Origin of the sequence: Halopseudomonas pelagia (assembly GCF_009497895.1) — a bacterium.
Lineage (GTDB): Bacteria > Pseudomonadota > Gammaproteobacteria > Pseudomonadales > Pseudomonadaceae > Halopseudomonas > Halopseudomonas pelagia_A.
In genome coordinates, this window is record NZ_CP033116.1 from 2,899,986 (window position 1) to 2,915,816 (window position 15,831).

17 protein-coding genes are annotated in these 15,831 nt (G+C 57.4%); 10 read left to right on the forward strand and 7 right to left on the reverse strand.

Annotated elements, in window-relative coordinates; translation table 11 throughout:
- Nucleotides 1-48 precede the first annotated feature (48 nt).
- The 6 genes from EAO82_RS13565 to EAO82_RS13590 all read left to right on the forward strand — a co-directional run bounded on the left by EAO82_RS13565 (nucleotide 49) and on the right by EAO82_RS13590 (nucleotide 5,259).
- The gene (locus tag EAO82_RS13565) at nucleotides 49-1,395 is read left to right on the forward strand and encodes a serine hydrolase domain-containing protein (RefSeq protein WP_231703209.1); all 1,347 of its coding nucleotides are present in this window, start codon (nucleotides 49-51) and stop codon (nucleotides 1,393-1,395) included.
- A 187-nt stretch (nucleotides 1,396-1,582) separates the two neighbouring features.
- A complete protein-coding gene (locus EAO82_RS13570) occupies nucleotides 1,583-1,969 on the forward strand; it encodes a YidH family protein (protein ID WP_096347749.1) in 387 nt (128 codons plus the stop codon).
- Nucleotides 1,966-2,274, forward strand: a complete 309-nt coding sequence (locus tag EAO82_RS13575; protein WP_096347748.1) for a DUF202 domain-containing protein — start codon at nucleotides 1,966-1,968, stop codon at nucleotides 2,272-2,274. Before EAO82_RS13570 ends, EAO82_RS13575 begins: the two co-directional genes overlap by 4 nt.
- Nucleotides 2,275-2,311: 37 nt before the next feature.
- Nucleotides 2,312-3,280 carry a tripartite tricarboxylate transporter substrate binding protein gene (locus EAO82_RS13580; RefSeq protein ID WP_174958876.1) on the forward strand — a complete coding sequence of 323 codons (969 nt, stop codon included), beginning with the start codon at nucleotides 2,312-2,314 and terminating at the stop codon, nucleotides 3,278-3,280.
- Between the two features lie 17 nt (nucleotides 3,281-3,297).
- Nucleotides 3,298-3,747 carry a tripartite tricarboxylate transporter TctB family protein gene (locus tag EAO82_RS13585; protein WP_096347746.1) on the forward strand — a complete coding sequence of 150 codons (450 nt, stop codon included), beginning with the start codon at nucleotides 3,298-3,300 and terminating at the stop codon, nucleotides 3,745-3,747.
- A 15-nt stretch (nucleotides 3,748-3,762) separates the two neighbouring features.
- Nucleotides 3,763-5,259 carry a tripartite tricarboxylate transporter permease gene (locus tag EAO82_RS13590; protein WP_096347745.1) on the forward strand — a complete coding sequence of 499 codons (1,497 nt, stop codon included), beginning with the start codon at nucleotides 3,763-3,765 and terminating at the stop codon, nucleotides 5,257-5,259.
- A 31-nt stretch (nucleotides 5,260-5,290) separates the two neighbouring features.
- Here EAO82_RS13590 and EAO82_RS13595 read toward each other — a convergent pair whose 3' ends face one another.
- Both EAO82_RS13595 and fusA read right to left on the reverse strand, forming a co-directional pair.
- Nucleotides 5,291-6,154 (reverse strand): oxaloacetate decarboxylase, encoded by an 864-nt coding sequence (locus EAO82_RS13595; RefSeq protein WP_096347744.1) that lies wholly within the window; start codon nucleotides 6,152-6,154, stop codon nucleotides 5,291-5,293.
- Between the two features lie 177 nt (nucleotides 6,155-6,331).
- Entirely contained in the window at nucleotides 6,332-8,419 is a 2,088-nt protein-coding gene (fusA, locus tag EAO82_RS13600; RefSeq protein WP_096347743.1) for an elongation factor G, read from the reverse strand.
- A 211-nt stretch (nucleotides 8,420-8,630) separates the two neighbouring features.
- On the opposite strand from fusA, the gene EAO82_RS13605 reads away from it, so the two are divergent.
- Together EAO82_RS13605 and EAO82_RS13610 are read left to right on the forward strand one after the other, a co-directional pair.
- A complete protein-coding gene (locus EAO82_RS13605) occupies nucleotides 8,631-9,422 on the forward strand; it encodes a pseudouridine synthase (RefSeq protein ID WP_218838662.1) in 792 nt (263 codons plus the stop codon).
- Nucleotides 9,423-9,473: 51 nt separating this feature from the next.
- The gene (locus EAO82_RS13610; RefSeq protein WP_096347742.1) at nucleotides 9,474-9,668 is read left to right on the forward strand and encodes a DUF3185 family protein; all 195 of its coding nucleotides are present in this window, start codon (nucleotides 9,474-9,476) and stop codon (nucleotides 9,666-9,668) included.
- A 58-nt stretch (nucleotides 9,669-9,726) separates the two neighbouring features.
- On the opposite strand, the gene EAO82_RS13615 is transcribed toward EAO82_RS13610, so the two are convergent.
- Complete coding sequence (locus tag EAO82_RS13615) at nucleotides 9,727-10,062, reverse strand: hypothetical protein (RefSeq protein ID WP_143520367.1); 336 nt, start codon at nucleotides 10,060-10,062, stop codon at nucleotides 9,727-9,729.
- Nucleotides 10,063-10,163: 101 nt separating this feature from the next.
- Between EAO82_RS13615 and EAO82_RS13620 the strand changes: the two genes are divergently transcribed.
- The gene (locus tag EAO82_RS13620; RefSeq protein WP_096347741.1) at nucleotides 10,164-10,769 is read left to right on the forward strand and encodes a DJ-1/PfpI family protein; all 606 of its coding nucleotides are present in this window, start codon (nucleotides 10,164-10,166) and stop codon (nucleotides 10,767-10,769) included.
- Nucleotides 10,770-10,844: 75 nt separating this feature from the next.
- Nucleotides 10,845-11,183: a zinc ribbon domain-containing protein YjdM gene (locus EAO82_RS13625; protein ID WP_096347740.1), complete on the forward strand. Its 339-nt coding sequence runs from the start codon at nucleotides 10,845-10,847 to the stop codon at nucleotides 11,181-11,183.
- 6 nt (nucleotides 11,184-11,189) lie between these two features.
- On the opposite strand, the gene EAO82_RS13630 is transcribed toward EAO82_RS13625, so the two are convergent.
- The 4 genes from EAO82_RS13630 to EAO82_RS13645 all read right to left on the reverse strand — a co-directional run bounded on the left by EAO82_RS13630 (nucleotide 11,190) and on the right by EAO82_RS13645 (nucleotide 15,682).
- Complete coding sequence (locus EAO82_RS13630) at nucleotides 11,190-11,654, reverse strand: DUF3429 domain-containing protein (RefSeq protein ID WP_096347739.1); 465 nt, start codon at nucleotides 11,652-11,654, stop codon at nucleotides 11,190-11,192.
- A gap of 118 nt (nucleotides 11,655-11,772) precedes the next feature.
- The gene (locus EAO82_RS13635) at nucleotides 11,773-13,797 is read right to left on the reverse strand and encodes a transglutaminaseTgpA domain-containing protein (RefSeq protein WP_096347772.1); all 2,025 of its coding nucleotides are present in this window, start codon (nucleotides 13,795-13,797) and stop codon (nucleotides 11,773-11,775) included.
- The gene (locus EAO82_RS13640) at nucleotides 13,794-14,765 is read right to left on the reverse strand and encodes a DUF58 domain-containing protein (RefSeq protein WP_096347738.1); all 972 of its coding nucleotides are present in this window, start codon (nucleotides 14,763-14,765) and stop codon (nucleotides 13,794-13,796) included. Before EAO82_RS13640 ends, EAO82_RS13635 begins: the two co-directional genes overlap by 4 nt.
- Nucleotides 14,765-15,682: an AAA family ATPase gene (locus tag EAO82_RS13645; RefSeq protein WP_096347737.1), complete on the reverse strand. Its 918-nt coding sequence runs from the start codon at nucleotides 15,680-15,682 to the stop codon at nucleotides 14,765-14,767. Before EAO82_RS13645 ends, EAO82_RS13640 begins: the two co-directional genes overlap by 1 nt.
- Nucleotides 15,683-15,831 lie beyond the last annotated feature (149 nt).

The window sequence follows — 15,831 nt, forward strand, 5'->3', positions numbered from 1 at the left end:
TACGGCGATCCTTTGCCCCCGTCAGTTTTCAATAACAGGAAAACAACAATGACTCCAAGCCGCCATCCAAAATTGTCAGGCCCGCTAAGCGCCCTGAGCATGCTGCTGGGTGTCGCTCTGCTGACTTGTTCAGCAATCCAACCGGCAGACGCAAGCACTGAAGCCGAGAGCTCCAGCATTATGCAAGGTTTCCCACCTGACCCGGAGCGCCGGGTGACCAAAGCCAACGCATTCATACCGCCATACCTGCGCTGGTCCATGACTCACGCCCGTGAGCTTTCTCCCACCCGCAATCTAGCGAGAGCAAAAACGCCTATGTCTTTGCCTGCCGGTCCGCCTATAGATCTGGACGGAATGACATTCAAGGTTGCAGAGGAACCTATTACGCTCAACCGCTACCTGCAGGAATCCATGACGAACGGCCTGATCGTAATGCACCGGGGACAGGTGGTTTATGAGCGTTACCTGGATGGTTTCAGTGAGCGCCAGCCGCACATCTGGGCTTCAATGACCAAGTCGGTTACCGGCCTGCTGGCCGCTCAATTCATAGCTGAGGGTAAACTCGACCCGCAGGCACGATTGGCAAGTTACGTGCCTGAACTTGAAGGCACCCCCTTTGGCGAGAGCAGCGTGCGCTTCAACCTCGATATGATGGTACCAGTAGCATATCCAGAAAACGTGCCACCGGATCTGGGCCTGTTCGCGGCAACAGGTCTGATACCGCGCCGACCTGGCATGCCAGAAGACATATATAGTTTTCTGAAAATGGCATATTCGGACGGGGACAGTGGTCAACAAGCGCGATTCTTTTATCAGAACGGCTCGCCCGAAGCCCTGGCTTGGGCCTTGCGACGCATTTCCGGAAAAAGTTGGGCGGAATTGGTGGAGAAACGCATCTGGTCACGCTTCGCGGAAGAAGACGCGTACGTTCAAATAGATCAGCTGGGGACCGAAATGGCCAGCGGTGGGATCAGTTCCAATCTGCGAGACACAGCGCGTTTCGCCGAATTGGTGCGCCTGGAACTCAACAGAGAGAAATCCGAAGATAGCTTCAACCAGGCTGTACACAGCCTTGCCGATCCAGGCGACCCTGCCGTCTTCGCAGGCGGAAACCTGGCGGCTGGGCGTCCAGGCTACTCATATCGAAACTATTGGTTTCAGAAAAACGACGGCGACAACTCTATTGAGGCCAGCGGCCGCTTTGGCCAAAAAATCTACATAAACCCTAAGCGTGAGCTGGTCATTGTTCAGCTCGCAACCACGCCGGACCGAGCCAAACGGGCATCCAGCGCTAGCGCCGAGGACCGTGTCGACACCAGTGCTATCGGTTCGGCGGCCACGTTTAACAATTTGGTCAGCGCAGTGCACGGCCAATTGCCCCACCGACCGCACTGAGTTTCACATTAACGTTCTCACTCGACCCAGGTTAGCAATATGAGCTGCACGCACCCTATACCAATCCAGAATACCCACCATCAACTTGTTGTATTGGCAGGCTATTAACCTGTGCCTGTAGGATCGCCTGCAAACAACAACCAATACAGGGAAATGCTCGTGAATGCTGGAAAGATAGGAGCCAGTGATGACCTCTAGCCTTAGACTCCTGCGCCAATCGTTCAGCCATTTGAGCTTGAGCGACGGAGAAGCGCCCGACCCCCGTTTCACGTTAGCCAATGAACGCACCTTCCTGGCCTGGATACGCACTGCCCTGGCATTGCTGGGCGGAGGTGTTGCCGTGGAAGCTTTCACTGTCAATTTGCTTGAGCCAGTACTACGCACCTGGTTGGCGACCATGTTGATCAGTCTCAGTGCCACCCTGAGCGCAGGCGCATGCTGGCGCTGGCTCAAGGTCGAACGTGCATTGCGGCACCGCCAGCCTTTGAAGGTATCGCAGCTGGTTCCCCTGCTGACCCTGGCCGTGGCCTCCATGGGCGTGATAAGTGCCCTGGTGTTCTGGAGCCTTACATGAGTGTGGTAACAGATACCGGCCTGCAGGTAGAACGTACCCTGTTGGCCTGGGTGAGAACCCAGATTGGCTTGGGCGTGTTTGCCGGCCTGACGCTGCACTGGCTGGATCTGCATCATGCCAGCGCATTATTCATGGCCCTGTTGCCGCTGCTGTTATCTCTCGCACTGTACTGCGGGCAACGTCGTCGTTTTCAACGCCAGAGGGACATGCTCATAGCTGAGCAGGGTCATCCTTCAATTTTGCCAGTAATGAGTGTTGGCATCGGCGTCAGTGCCCTGGCCTTGATAGCTGTTTTCGCAATCTGAACTACCTCCAAAAACAATGATGATGAAGGTGATTTTCATGCCCCCTGCCCTCGCCCGACGCGGGAATGCCCGTCCGCTTCAGTTGCTGTTAGCGCTGCTGCTTGCAGCATTGATAACTACGCCAGCCCAGGCTGATTCGGACTGGCCAACCAAACCGATCAACCTGCTGGTCGGATTCAGCCCTGGTGGTGGCGCAGATACCCTGGCGCGGCTGGTCGCACGTGAGCTACAGAACGAGCTTGAGCAGCCAGTAGTGGTCAGAAATATTGCTGGCGGCGGTGGAATCGTGATGGCCACCAGCCTCAAGTTCGCGCCGGCTGACGGCTACACCATTGGCCTGGCGGCGAACGCAGCCTTTGACGGTATGCCATGGCTGACTGACTTGCGCTACACGCCTGACGACTTCAGCTATCTGACCACTGTCAGCGAGCTTCAAAACGCCCTGGTTGCCAGCGGCAATGCACCCTTCTCCACCTGGGAAGAAATGATCGCCTACGGCCGTGAGCATGGCCTTACTTATGGTTCGATCTCCCCGATCACCCGCCTGTTTATCAATATGGTCGCGGAGAAAGAAGGCATACGCATTCGGATCATTCCCATGCGCGGCGGTCTGGAAACCATGAACAATCTGATTGGTGGCCACATCGATATTGCCTGGAGTGCTGGCGTGCATCAGTCTTTCCTCGGCAACGGCAAGATCAAGGTGATCGCCTCGCTTAACAAGACCCGCCTGCGCACTTCACCGAAGCAGCCGTCGATCACGGAACTTGGCTACCCCGTCGATTACACCAGCTATTTTATGCTCGCCGCGCCAAAGGGCATTCCACCGAAGATTCTCGAGCGTTTGTCTACGGCGTTATATCGCGCCAGCAAGGCTGAGAACGTGGCGATGCTCGCAGAAAAACGCATGGGCTTTCCCAATATCGTTTTGACCGCCGAGGAGCTTGAAGAATTTATCCAAAATGGTTCCGAGGCTTATCGCCAGGCCGCAGACGAACTGTACTGACAACAACAGGTGTAACCATGCTTGAACGAAATCTTAACCTTTGGGCTGGCCTGACGATTACCGTCGCCGGTCTGATCGGCATCTTCTATCTGGTGCCAAACCATATTGGCTCCGGATTCGGATTTGGTCTTTCTCCCCAGTTTTTCCCGTACCTGTGTCTCGGCGCCATTACCGCACTTGGCGCGCTGCTGTTCTTCAGCCGGCTGCGTAATTCTGAGATGGAACAAAACAGAATTGACTTGAGCCGTTCCACCCTCCTCCCGCTGCTTCTGTTCATGGGAGTGATGGCGCTGGGCTTGTTGCTGATGAGCCTGGTTGGTTATCTGGTAGGTGCCATGGTGCTTGTAGCCGCCTTCATGCTGGCGATGGGTGAGCGAAGGATCAGCTGGATTGTGCCTACGGCGGTGATATGGCCGCTACTGATGTGGCTGTTGTTTGGCGTTGTACTGGGAACCCCTCTGAACTAACAAGGAATTCAAATCATGCATGAAATTCTATTGGGGCTCTCCGACGCCTTCACATTAACCAACATGCTGTACGTGGCTGCTGGCGTTCTGATCGGCCAGGCATTCGCAGCTGCACCGGGCGTCAGCGCGCTTGTGGCGCTAACCATCGCAGTGCCTTTTACCTTTTATTTGAGCCCGATTACCGCAATTGGCTTTTTGATCGGTATCAACAAAGGCGGCACTCTGGGTGGCTCGGTAGCGGCCATTCTGATGAATACACCTGGCTCACCTGAGTCGACCGCGACGACCTTCGACGGCTACCCCATGGCACTGCGGGGCCAGGGGCTAAAGGCGCTCAAAACCAGCCACGTGTCTTCGGTCAGCGGAGATGCGATCGGTGACCTGGTGCTGTTTCTGGTATCGGTGCCGCTGGCCTATGTAGCCATGAAAATGGGGCCATTGGAGACGGCTTCGGTGGTTCTTGTTGCCTTTGTTGTACTTGGCGCCTTGGTCGGCAACTCTGTACTCAAAGGGCTCATCGCTGCCGCCTTCGGGATGCTCCTGAGCATGGTCGGCACTGACCCTGAAACCGCCGGAGAACGTATGTCTTTCGGCATACCGGAGCTGATGGATGGCTTGTCGATCAGCGCAGTTGGTATAGGCATCCTGGCGTTGGGAGAAATCTTTCGCCAGGCGATCCTGTATAGGAACGCCATGACCAACACCGCCACAAATGCTGGCCTGGGAGAGGCGAAAAACAACCGATTCGGCTGGAGCGACTTCCGGCATATTGGGCCTACCATTCTCAGATCCAGTGGCATAGGCGTACTGATTGGCGCCATCCCTGGCCCAGGCTCCACTGCCGCCGCCTTTATCAGCTATGCAGCAGCGAAGCGTTCAGCCAAAAACCCGGATGATTTTGGCAAGGGCGATATCCGCGGTGTGGCCGCCACTGAATCTGCCAATACAGCAGTTACCGGCGCCAGTTTCATCCCGCTGTTATCTATCGGGATTCCAGGCAACCTGGCCGCAGCGCTGATATTGGGTGGGTTTGTCATCCATGGCATTACTCCTGGCCCGCAATTGTTCACGGACCATACCCGGCTGATCTACGGCATTTTCGGCGCGATGGTAATTGGTACTTTGTGCAACTTGTTTTTTGGTCTGTTCACCTTGCGCCTGTTCGCCAAGGTCATCCGCATGCCGTTGCAGATCGTGCTGCCCTGTGTGGTGTTGCTGTCCGTCACCGGTATCATCATTTCCAGCAACTTTTTCAGCGCCTGGTTGGTGATCGGCTTTGCCGCGCTCGGGTTCATGATGCGCACGCTGGATTTTTCCTTCGTCACTTTCATCATAGGCTTCATCCTTGGCCCGATGTTCGAGCTGAACATCAGACAGAGCGTCTTGCTCGCTGACGGCAATCTGGGCTATTTACTTGATCGTCCCATTGCGCTGGCTTTCATTCTATTAGCAATCGTATTGACCTGGCGTCTAGCCAAAAATCGCAAGAACGGCAGTGGCGTGGCAATCTAGTGTTCACCGGGTCGGCACCTGATGACCCGGTTTAATCATGCACATCCATAAACCGGACTGCCCATTCGCGGTTTTCTTCGAGCGTGGAATATTTGGTCGATAGCTCAGACGCAGTCAGGGTGCCCTCGGCAATGCCGCGCTGCGCGCGCAGGCAGTCGTAGGTGGCCTTGATTGCGGCGAAGTAGGCAGCGTGGCCATTTACCACAATGCGCACGCCATTGGCTGCCAGGCGCTCGCGATCGCGCAGCTCGGGGTTGTCGTAAGCGACCAGCATCAGTGGGATGGAAACATGCTGGCTGATCTGTTCCAGATGCTCGAAATCGCGGATACCCACCACACAGATGCCGTCGGCACCGGCAGCCTGATAAGCTTTGACCCGGGCAATGGTGTCCTCAATGCTCAGCTGACCCGCGTTGGTGCGGGCAAAAATCGACATCACCGGGTCAATACGCGCGTCCAAGGCAGCTTCTATCTTGCCGACGGCCTCTTCCAGGGAAATCAGATCGGTGGATTTGTGGCCGTATTTGGCTGGCAGCAGCGTGTCTTCGATCGTCAGCGCCGCCACCCCTGCCCGCTCAAGCTCGGTCACCGTGCGCATCACGTTCAAGGCATTGCCGTAGCCGTGGTCGGCATCGGCGATGATCGGCAGTCGCGCGACCCGACCGATACGCGTGGCCTGCTCGGTGAACTCACTCAAGGTGATCAAAGCGAAATCCGGCGCCGCCAGCACCTGCAGTGACGCTACCGAGCCGCCGAGAATACCTACCTCGAAACCGATATCCGCAGCGATGCGTGCGGACATCGGGTCGAAAGTCGAAGCCGTGTAATAACAGCGATTACTGGCCATTAAGGCCCGCAAATCCTTGCGAAGATCATGTTGTGACGGCGTTGCCATACCTTTACTCCTGGGAACAGGTGGTCAGCTGACGGGAAAGTTGAAGTTCGAGATTACACCAACTGGCTTGCTGGCAGCTGTCAACCAGGCTGATCAATTAGTAGCAGATGTTGTAATAACGGCAATAAAAAACCCCGCCAGCTTGCACTGGCGGGGTTTTTTCACTGCAAGGACAACTTAGGCCTTGGCAGCTTTCTTCTCTTTCTCTTTGGCAATTACAGTTTCAGCCACGTTCGCCGGGCAAGGCGCATAGTGAGCAAACTCCATCGAGAACTGACCACGGCCTGAAGTCATGGTACGCAAGGTGCTGATGTAGCCGAACATTTCTGCCAGCGGAACATCGGCCTTGACGCGTACGCCAGTGGCGCTGATTTCCTGACCCAGGATGATGCCGCGACGACGGTTCAGGTCACCGATCACATCACCTACGTGATCTTCCGGCGCATAAACGTCAACCTTCATCATTGGCTCCAGCAGCTGTGGACCCGCTTTTGGCATGGTTTGACGGAAGGCACCCTTGGCCGCGATTTCAAACGCGATGGCCGAGGAGTCAACGGCGTGGAAGCCACCGTCTTTCAGCTCGACTACAACGTCCAGTACAGGGAAGCCAGCCAGAGGACCGATGCCCATCATCGAGGCAAAGCCCTTCTCGATGGCCGGGAAGAATTCCTTGGGAACGTTGCCGCCAGTAACAGTGGACTTGAAGGTGAAGCCAGTGTTCGGCTCGCCGGGCTTGATGACGTAGTCGATCTTACCGTACTGACCGGAACCACCAGACTGCTTCTTGTGCGTGTAGCTGTCTTCCACATCCTTGGTGATAGTTTCGCGGTAGGCAACCTGTGGCTGACCAACCAGCAGATCAACACCGTAGGTGCGACGCAGGATGTCGACCTTGATGTCCAGGTGCAGTTCGCCCATGCCGCGCAGGATGGTTTCGCCGGAATCGATATCGGTTTCAACGCGGAAGGTAGGATCTTCAGCAACCATCTTGCCGATAGCAACGCCCATCTTCTCAGTGGAACCCTTGTCTTTCGGGGTAACCGAGATGGAGATAACGGGCTCAGGGAATACCATCGCTTCCAGAGTACAAGGGTGCTTGGGATCACACAGGGTGTGACCGGTCTGCACGTTCTTCATGCCGACGATGGCGATAATGTCGCCCGCGGTAGCGAAACTCAGTTCGTTACGCTCGTTGGCCTGCATCTCAACCATACGGCCGACACGCTCGGATTTGCCGGTAAACGAGTTGAGGATGGTGTCACCCTTGCTCAAGGTACCGGAGTAGATACGAACGAAGGTCAGGGCGCCGAAACGGTCATCCATGATCTTGAACGCCAACGCGCGGAAGGGCTCTTCAGCGGAGACGATAGCGTATTCGCCATTGGCGTTGCCTTCTTCGTCGGTCAGCGGCTGCGGGTTAACTTCGTGTGGCGCAGGCAGGTAATCGACAACGGCGTCCAGCAATAGCTGCATGCCTTTGTTCTTGAACGCAGAACCACAGTAAGTCGGGAAGAATGCCAGTTCCAGAGTACCTTTACGAATGCAACGCTGAATGTCTTCAATGGAAGCTTCTTCGCCTTCCATGTAGGCCATCAACAGCTCGTCGTCCATCTCCAGAGCGCCTTCGACCATACGGTCGCGGTAGGTCTCTACGTCGTCAACCATATCGGCTGGTACGTCAGTGATGGTGTAATTCTCTGGCTGCCCGGTTTCGTCCCAGATGTAGGCTTTACGGGTCAGCAGATCGACAACGCCGGAGAAGGTGTCTTCACGGCCGATGGGCAGAGTCATGATCAGCGGCTTGGCGCCCAGTACTTTTTCGACCTGAGCGGTTACACGCAGGAAGTCGGCACCGATACGGTCCAGCTTGTTGACGAAGATCAGACGGGATACTTTCGAGTCGTTCGCGTAACGCCAGTTGGTTTCTGACTGGGGCTCAACACCGCCAGAACCACAGAATACGCCGATGCCGCCGTCGAGTACTTTCAGCGAACGATAAACTTCTACGGTGAAGTCAACGTGACCGGGGGTGTCGATGACGTTGAAGCGGTGGCCTTTCCAGAAGCAGCTAACGGCCGCTGACTGAATGGTAATACCGCGCTCGGCTTCCTGTTCCATGAAGTCGGTGGTGGATTCGCCTTCGTGAACTTCGCCGAGTTTGTGAATACGCCCGGTCAGCTTGAGGATACGCTCGGTTGTGGTGGTCTTGCCAGCATCAACGTGGGCGAAGATACCGATGTTTCTGTAAAGATTAAGGTCAGTCATAGCGCTCTCTGCATAAGCCGGGTTGGAAATAGGCCGCTACTATACAGGATTGTGGCTGGATTTGGCCAAAGAATAAGCAGCGAAAATGGCCAGCATCGCCGGATAATGTTGCGCCTGCAGCAGTTACTGGTACTGCGGTGCCTTCGCTAACTGGTATAAAGCCCATCTGGCCGCATAAATACGGCAAACAGCAGCCTTCTCAGGAGCTCCAGTGTCCGATCCAGATCTGCCCGCACCCTGCCCTGCTCATGCTGCCAATCCGCTGACCGAGATCTACCGCGACCAATGGTTGCTGGCGGTTCACAAGCCCGCAGGCCTGCTGGTACACCGCAGCCCGATCGACCGGCATGAAACCGAGTTTGCGCTGCAGTACGCGCGGGCATTGAATGGCGGAGAGCATGTCTACCCCGTACATCGGCTGGACCGGCCCACCTCAGGCCTACTGGTCTTTGCCCGCGACCCAGGCACGGCGAGCATCCTCGGCAAAGCGCTGATGGCCGGTGAAGTGCGCAAGACCTACCTGGCGATGGTGCGCGGCTGGCCGCAAGAAGAAGGTGTGATTGACCACCCGCTGCGCGAACACCCGACGGACAAGCGCTGCAAGGATGAGCCGCAGCCGATTCGCGAGGCGCTTACCCATTACCACCGGCTGGCGACCACGGAAATTCCGGTGGCGATAGAGGGCTACCCGGTCAGCCGCTACAGCCTGGTCGCCTTGCACCCGGCAACCGGGCGCAAACACCAATTGCGTCGGCATATGCAGCACATCAGCCACCCTATTATTGGCGACACCAATTATGGGCGGACCAAACACAATCATTATTTTGCTCTGCGGTTTGACCAAGGCCGGTTGATGCTGGCCGCCACAGCCATGGCCTTTACCCACCCGGTTACGGGCGAGGCTCTGGAACTGCGGGCAAAACCGGAGGTCAGTTTTATGCGCGTTCTGTCAGCTTTTGACGATGCCGACCTGACAAGCGCAAAACTGGATTTTGTACTGTAGAGGGGATTACTCTGGCAGTGCGGAACAATAAGAAGATAACAAGGAGATGCTATGAAACCACTCGGGATCGTATTACTGGTAGTAGGTGTGTTGCTGTTGGTGTTTGGCTTTCAGTCGTCCCAGTCACTGGGTGACCAGGTAACTGAAACCTTCACTGGTCGTTTTACTGACGGGACCATGTTCATGATCATTGGCGGTGCTGCCGCCCTTGCCGCTGGCGCGTTCATGACCTTTGTTCGCAAGTAAACTGTCATCGCTGATTGACGCAGCGCCGGGCAGTCTAATGCCCGGCGCTGAATTCGAATCAGTCTCCTGGATAAGTAGTGTTATCCGGTCCGTCATCCTGCCCCGTCTCGAAATCACTCCCGTCGGCATTAGTCCGTTTCTCCTGCCCCGTGCGGTGCACGGTGGAGTCATTGCTGTAACCACCATCATTATTACTACTCGGGCTGGTGCGCGGAGTGCTACGCATTGAGCTCCCGGTACTGGCCGCTGTGCCCTGCTGCCCCGTAGGCTGCCCTGCTGAAGGACGTGGGCTGTTGGAGCCTGCTGCGGGATTGTCGGCGGCCAGCACCGCTGGTGTGGCGACAGCCAGCGTGGCGGACATGAGAATTGAAGGTAATAATCGAATGCGCTTCATTATGTGCTCCCTGGAGTAATATCAGCTTGTAGCTTGTCTTATACCTGCCTGGTAATAGTTCTGATAAATAGCCCGCCACAAAGTTCATACAGGAAGACCTCATGACCATCAGCATTGGCATCTATGTATTCGATCAAGTGGAAGTACTCGATTTTGCCGGGCCCTATGAGGTATTCACTACCGCTACCCGCGTAGCCAAGGCGAGCCAGGGCGAAAATTCCCGGGTGTTCGAAGTATTTACCATCAGCCGCGACGGCAAACCCATCAAAGCGAGGGCTGGACTGGTAGTGCAACCGGATTACAGCTTTGACAATCAGCCACTGATTGATGTGCTGCTGATTCCCGGCGGCGTGGTCTCAGCCGAGTTGGCGCGCCCGAAGGTGATCAAATGGATTCAGCGTACCAACGCCGGTACCCAGTTGACGGCGTCGGTGTGTACCGGTTCCATGCTGTTGGGCAAGGCTGGCTTGCTGGACGGGCTTAGTGCTACCACCCACTGGGAAGACACCGCGGAACTGCAGAGCATGTTCACCAACGTCAAGGTGGTCACGGGTGTACGCTGGGTGGACCAGGATGCAATAGTGACCTCTGCCGGCATCTCCGCCGGCATCGACATGAGTTTGCACCTGGTAGAGCGGCTGGCGAGTCGCGAACTGGCCGAACTGACCGCACGACAGATGGAGTTTGATTGGACAGAGAATCACTGAGGCGGCATCATTCCGCGCCTTGCTGATCAACCACGTGAAATCAACATTCAACTGTAATTCAAACAAGGCCTCGTTATGACATTGCCCCACTGCCCCGAATGCAACTCGGAATTTACCTATGAGGACGGCGAGATGTTCGTCTGCCCGGAATGCGCCAACGAGTGGGCAAAATCTGGCGAGGCTGAAACCACCGGTGACGCCAAGGTGGTAACGGACGCCAATGGCAATTCGTTGCAGGACGGCGACAGCGTCACCGTGATCAAGGATCTGAAAGTCAAAGGCTCGTCTTTGGTGGTCAAGGTTGGCACCAAGGTCAAAAGCATCCGCCTGGTGGATGGCGACCATGACATCGATTGCAAGATCGATGGCATCGGGGCAATGAAGCTCAAATCGGAATTCGTCAAGAAATCCTGAACCCGCTCAGTGCTCGATCCAGGTGGCCACCCAGGCCACCGCCAGCGAGAGCACTACGACAATACTGAGCGGTTTGCGCAATGCCGGATACCAGACCGGCGCCAGACCGTGGTTTACCGCCCACAGATCAGCGAAATACAGACAGGCAAAGGCCAGAAAAAATACTGGCAAGCCCAGATTGATCGGCAGACTGAGTGCAAACCAACCCAGCAATGGCGGAATAACCGACAAGCCCAGCTGTATCGGCGCCTTGTCACTCGACTCATCGGCGCGCATGGCCAGCCCCCAGTGGATGGCGCCCATAAATGCCAGAATCACCGCGGCGTAGCTCAGCAGTTCTTCCATCACGCGTCCACGCCAGGCATCGGGTATTACCCACAAGCCCAGAGCGCCGCCAACAAAGGGCACCAATCCTGCAATGCCAAGACCCACAGCCAGAGGGGGTGGTCGAATTGCGCTGAAAGGATGCATGGAAACTCCGTGACTGTCAGGGTAAAAAAGCGTTAATCAGGGCTACCGGCGATGTCAGTATAGCCACAGCCAGTCTGGCACGGTCATTATAGGCGTACTGATGCGCCCGACAAACCAGCTATTCCAGCAATACCCCCGCTCTGGCTGGGCGTTTGCGCGGCAGTTGCCGGATCAGGGTCTGCAGATGACCGCGTAATCGAACCTGCTGTTGACGATCAGGCAATTCAGCGCCCAGCACATACATCTGCTCGACATACTCGTCAAAGAATGCGGCCAAGGCTGTACGCTGGTTGGGCAAGGCGATTTCCAGACGCGCCTGCCAGGCACGCGGGCCTTCGCCACGTTGGGCATTCAGCCCCAGACGTAACAACCTGCGATCCAGTAACTGCCAGGCACGCTGACGCGGGTCGCGATGCATCCGGCCCGGCCGCAAGGTCCAGAGCGCCAGCGGAATCATCACCAGCGCTGCCGCAAGCAGAAGAATAACGCCAACACGCTGCCAGTCAGTGGTACCCAGCCAGCGCTGGAAGAATGCCATCTGCCGCTCGCTTTCAAAGCCGAGCACGCGCAGCTGCCATTGGTAGTTCACATCATCCCATCCCAGGCGCAATGCATTGATCCAACTGATGTTGCGATAGCGCGCCGAAGACATCAACGAGTCTTCAAGAAAGCTGCCCTCTTCCTGCATGGCGGCCTGCAAGCCGCGTTCGATGCGCTCCGGTGCCACCTGAAAGGTCGGATCCACCGAGACCCAACCCTGTCCCGGCAACCAGGCTTCGACCCAGGCATGGGCATCGAACTGATGCACCAGTACATAGTTGCCGCGCGGGTTCAACTCGCCACCCTGGTACCCCGCCACCACGCGAGAAGGAATACCGGCGGCGCGCAGCACAAAGGTCATGGCGCCGGCAAAGTGCGCGCAGAAGCCACGCTGACTATCAAACAGAAACTCATCATTACTGTGCTCACCCAGAGTCGGCGGACGCAGGGTGTAATGGAAAGGCTCACGGTTGAAATGCTGCAGCAGCGCCTGAACCAGATCGCTATCGTTCGGGTATTCCGCGCGCAGTTCCGCAGCCCAGGCACGGCTACGCGGGTCAAAGCCTTCGGGTAGCCCGGTATATAGCCTGAACTGCAGCGGATCCAGTTCGCTGGGTTGCATCAGGCTGTCAGGATAGGAAACCGCCGTATAGCTGGTGGTCTGGCTCACTGGGCGCTTGGACTGCAGCATGAAGTCGCGCGTGAGCCACAAGTCTTCATCTTCGGTAGTCGCGCCGCGCAAGCTGAAAACCCAGGGCTGTTGGGTGGCTCGGGTCATGACCTGATACTCGACCGCCTCACCCTGCTGGGTCCATTCGCCAGCGCCGCCATTGGATGCCAGGCTGGAATGGCTCCAGCGCCGGCCATCGAAGTTGCTCAACGTCAGCGCGCGCCAGTAAAGATCGCTGTGGGCTGGGATGTCCCCGCTAAAACTGGCCCGGAAGGCCAACTCGCCGGAGCGTGCCAGGTTGGCGATATCCGCCGGGGCCATGCTCTCTGCCAACCCGGTCGCGGCATTCTGGCCGGGCGCGTTGACCGACCACAGCGGCCCGATGCGCGGAAACAGCAGGAACAGCACCAGCATCAGCGGCACCGCTTGCATAAGCAGTACGCTACCGGTTTTGAATGCACGAGCCGGATCATTGCGCCCCGGCGTCTGATGCAAACCGACCAGCGCCGCAACCAGCACCAGCAGGGAAAAACACTGATAGAGCGCGAGCACGATGCTCTGGTCGAACAGAAAAGCGGTCGCGACGATAAAAAAGCCCAGGTAGATCACGACCATGGCGTCACGCGGGTTGCGCATTTCCAATAGCTTGAGCATGAACAGCAGTAGCAGCAGCATTACCGCCGCATCAAGACCAATCAACGTGCCCTGGGAGGTGAATACGCCCAATACCGTCAGGCCAATGGCTGCGGCTTTAAATATCGTGCCCGGGTAGCGCCAGCGCATGCGCTGAATCTGTACGCGCCATAGCGCGCAGCTAAGCCACAGGACCGCGACCCAGATCGGCAGCCGCGGCAGTTGTGGCAGCAACACCACAATCTGCGCTATCAACAGCCAGGCCAGGCTGTTGCGCGGAATCAGTGCGTTCGCGCTCATGCTGGCCTGCCGTACAGCGCCAGTGCGCGCAGGCATTGATCCCGCTGCTGCTCACCGACTGCCGGGCCGAAGCTGGTGCCGCCAATCACCAATCCATAGGGCCGCGACTGTTGCTCAAGCTGCATCACCCATCCACACAGGTAGCTCAGACGCTGCTCCAGGTCAGCTCCCGGCGTCTGCTCCAGATCCAGCCACAGGGTGTCCTGGACCGGTTCGGCAAAAACTTTACTGTGCAGGCCCTGACCGCGGGAATAGGCGCGCCAGTCCAGACGCCTGCGTGAATCGCCCGGCTGGTAATTGCGCAGCCCTTGAAAGTCATCCACACCCTCACCCAACGGCTGGTCGCCCTCCTCGGCACCCGCTCGGCGTCTCGGCGGTAGCGGCACACTTAACGGCTTGGGGTAGACCAGCACTTTCCAATCCAGATCCACCAGGCTCCAGGCAACAAACCAGCCCAGCGGATAGCGGGTTTCTATCCTCAGGCGCCCAGGGCTGAACCAGCCCCGCTGCTGCGTGGGGTGATAGAGATCCACGCGAGTGTCGCTGTCCTTGCCCACATCCAGCCTTTGCGGCTGGGTCTGCGGCCAACCGAGGGTCAGCGCCTGGTGTTCATGGCGCGGAGCCAACAGGCGAATATGCAGAGGCGCAGCTTCGCCGGCGAATACCGCGTGGCTGCCGGACGCATGCAGTTCCAGGCTAGCGAGGTTGCGATAGGTGTGATGCAGAGATACCCAGAACAGACTTCCCAGCAGGAAGGTCACTGCGTAAACCAGGCTGTTCTGATAGTTTATCGCGCCGATCAGCATCACGCCGAGTAAAAGCAGCAGCGCCAGGCCGGCGCGGCTAGGAATGATGAAGATCTGTCGGTGATTCAGGCGCACCTGGCTCGCCGCCGGGATCCGGCGTTTGAGCCAGCGCTGAAACAGGCCGGAGGCGCGACCGCCTGCTTGCACGCCGGACGGCCTCATCAGACCGCCTCTACCTCGTTGAGCAGCCACTGCGCCAGGCCGCCACCACCGTGGCCGGCGGGATCCTCACTGGCACGCAGGCGATGGCTGACTACCGCGGGCAAGACCGCCTGCACATCTTCGGGTATCACATAATGCCGGTGTTCCAACATCGCCCAGGCTCGCGCAGCGGCCAGCAGGCCCAAACTGGCACGCGGTGACAAACCCCAGGCGCAGACCTGGCTCTCCCGCGTGCGGTTAACCAGACGCAGGATGTAATCGATGATCGCCGGACTGGCGGTGATCTCCGGCACACCCTTCTGCAACGCCTGCAGGTTATCGCGATTAAGCACGGCCTCGATGCCATCCAGCCGGGTATTGCGGTCTTCGCCCATCAGCAGTGATTTCTCGGCGGCCGGTGACGGATAGCCCAGCGACAGGCGCATCAGGAAACGGTCCAGTTGCGACTCGGGCAACGCAAAAGTACCCGCCTGGGACACCGGGTTCTGCGTGGCAATAACAAAGAATGGATTAGGTAGCGGTCGGGTGGAGCCGTCGACGGTGACCTGGCCCTCCTCCATCGCTTCCAGCAGCGCACTCTGGCTTTTCGGTGTGGCGCGGTTGATCTCGTCCGCGAGGATCAACTCGGCAAAGATAGGACCCGGGTGAAACACGAACTGTGCCGTGTTGCGATCGAATACCGAGGTACCCAGAATGTCGCCGGGCAGCAGATCACTGGTAAATTGAATACGCTGGTAGCTCATACCCATGACCCGCGCCAGCGCTTGCGAGAGAGTGGTCTTGCCCATACCCGGCAAGTCCTCAATCAACAAATGCCCCCGTGCCAGAATGCAGGCTACCGCGAGCTTGACCGCGTGATGTTTGCCCAGCAGAACCTGATCCACTGCGTCCAATGCACGATTGAGCACATCCTTCATGTTTTCCCCTTGTCTGCTCTTAACAGCTTATGCAGGCATGTTAGGTTCTACGGCGCGCGCACGAAAGCGAAATGCAACGACTTGTAACAGCTTGTGGTTTTTACTCGCCGGCGCTTACGGCATCATCGATGCTTACTTTTCTGGAACCC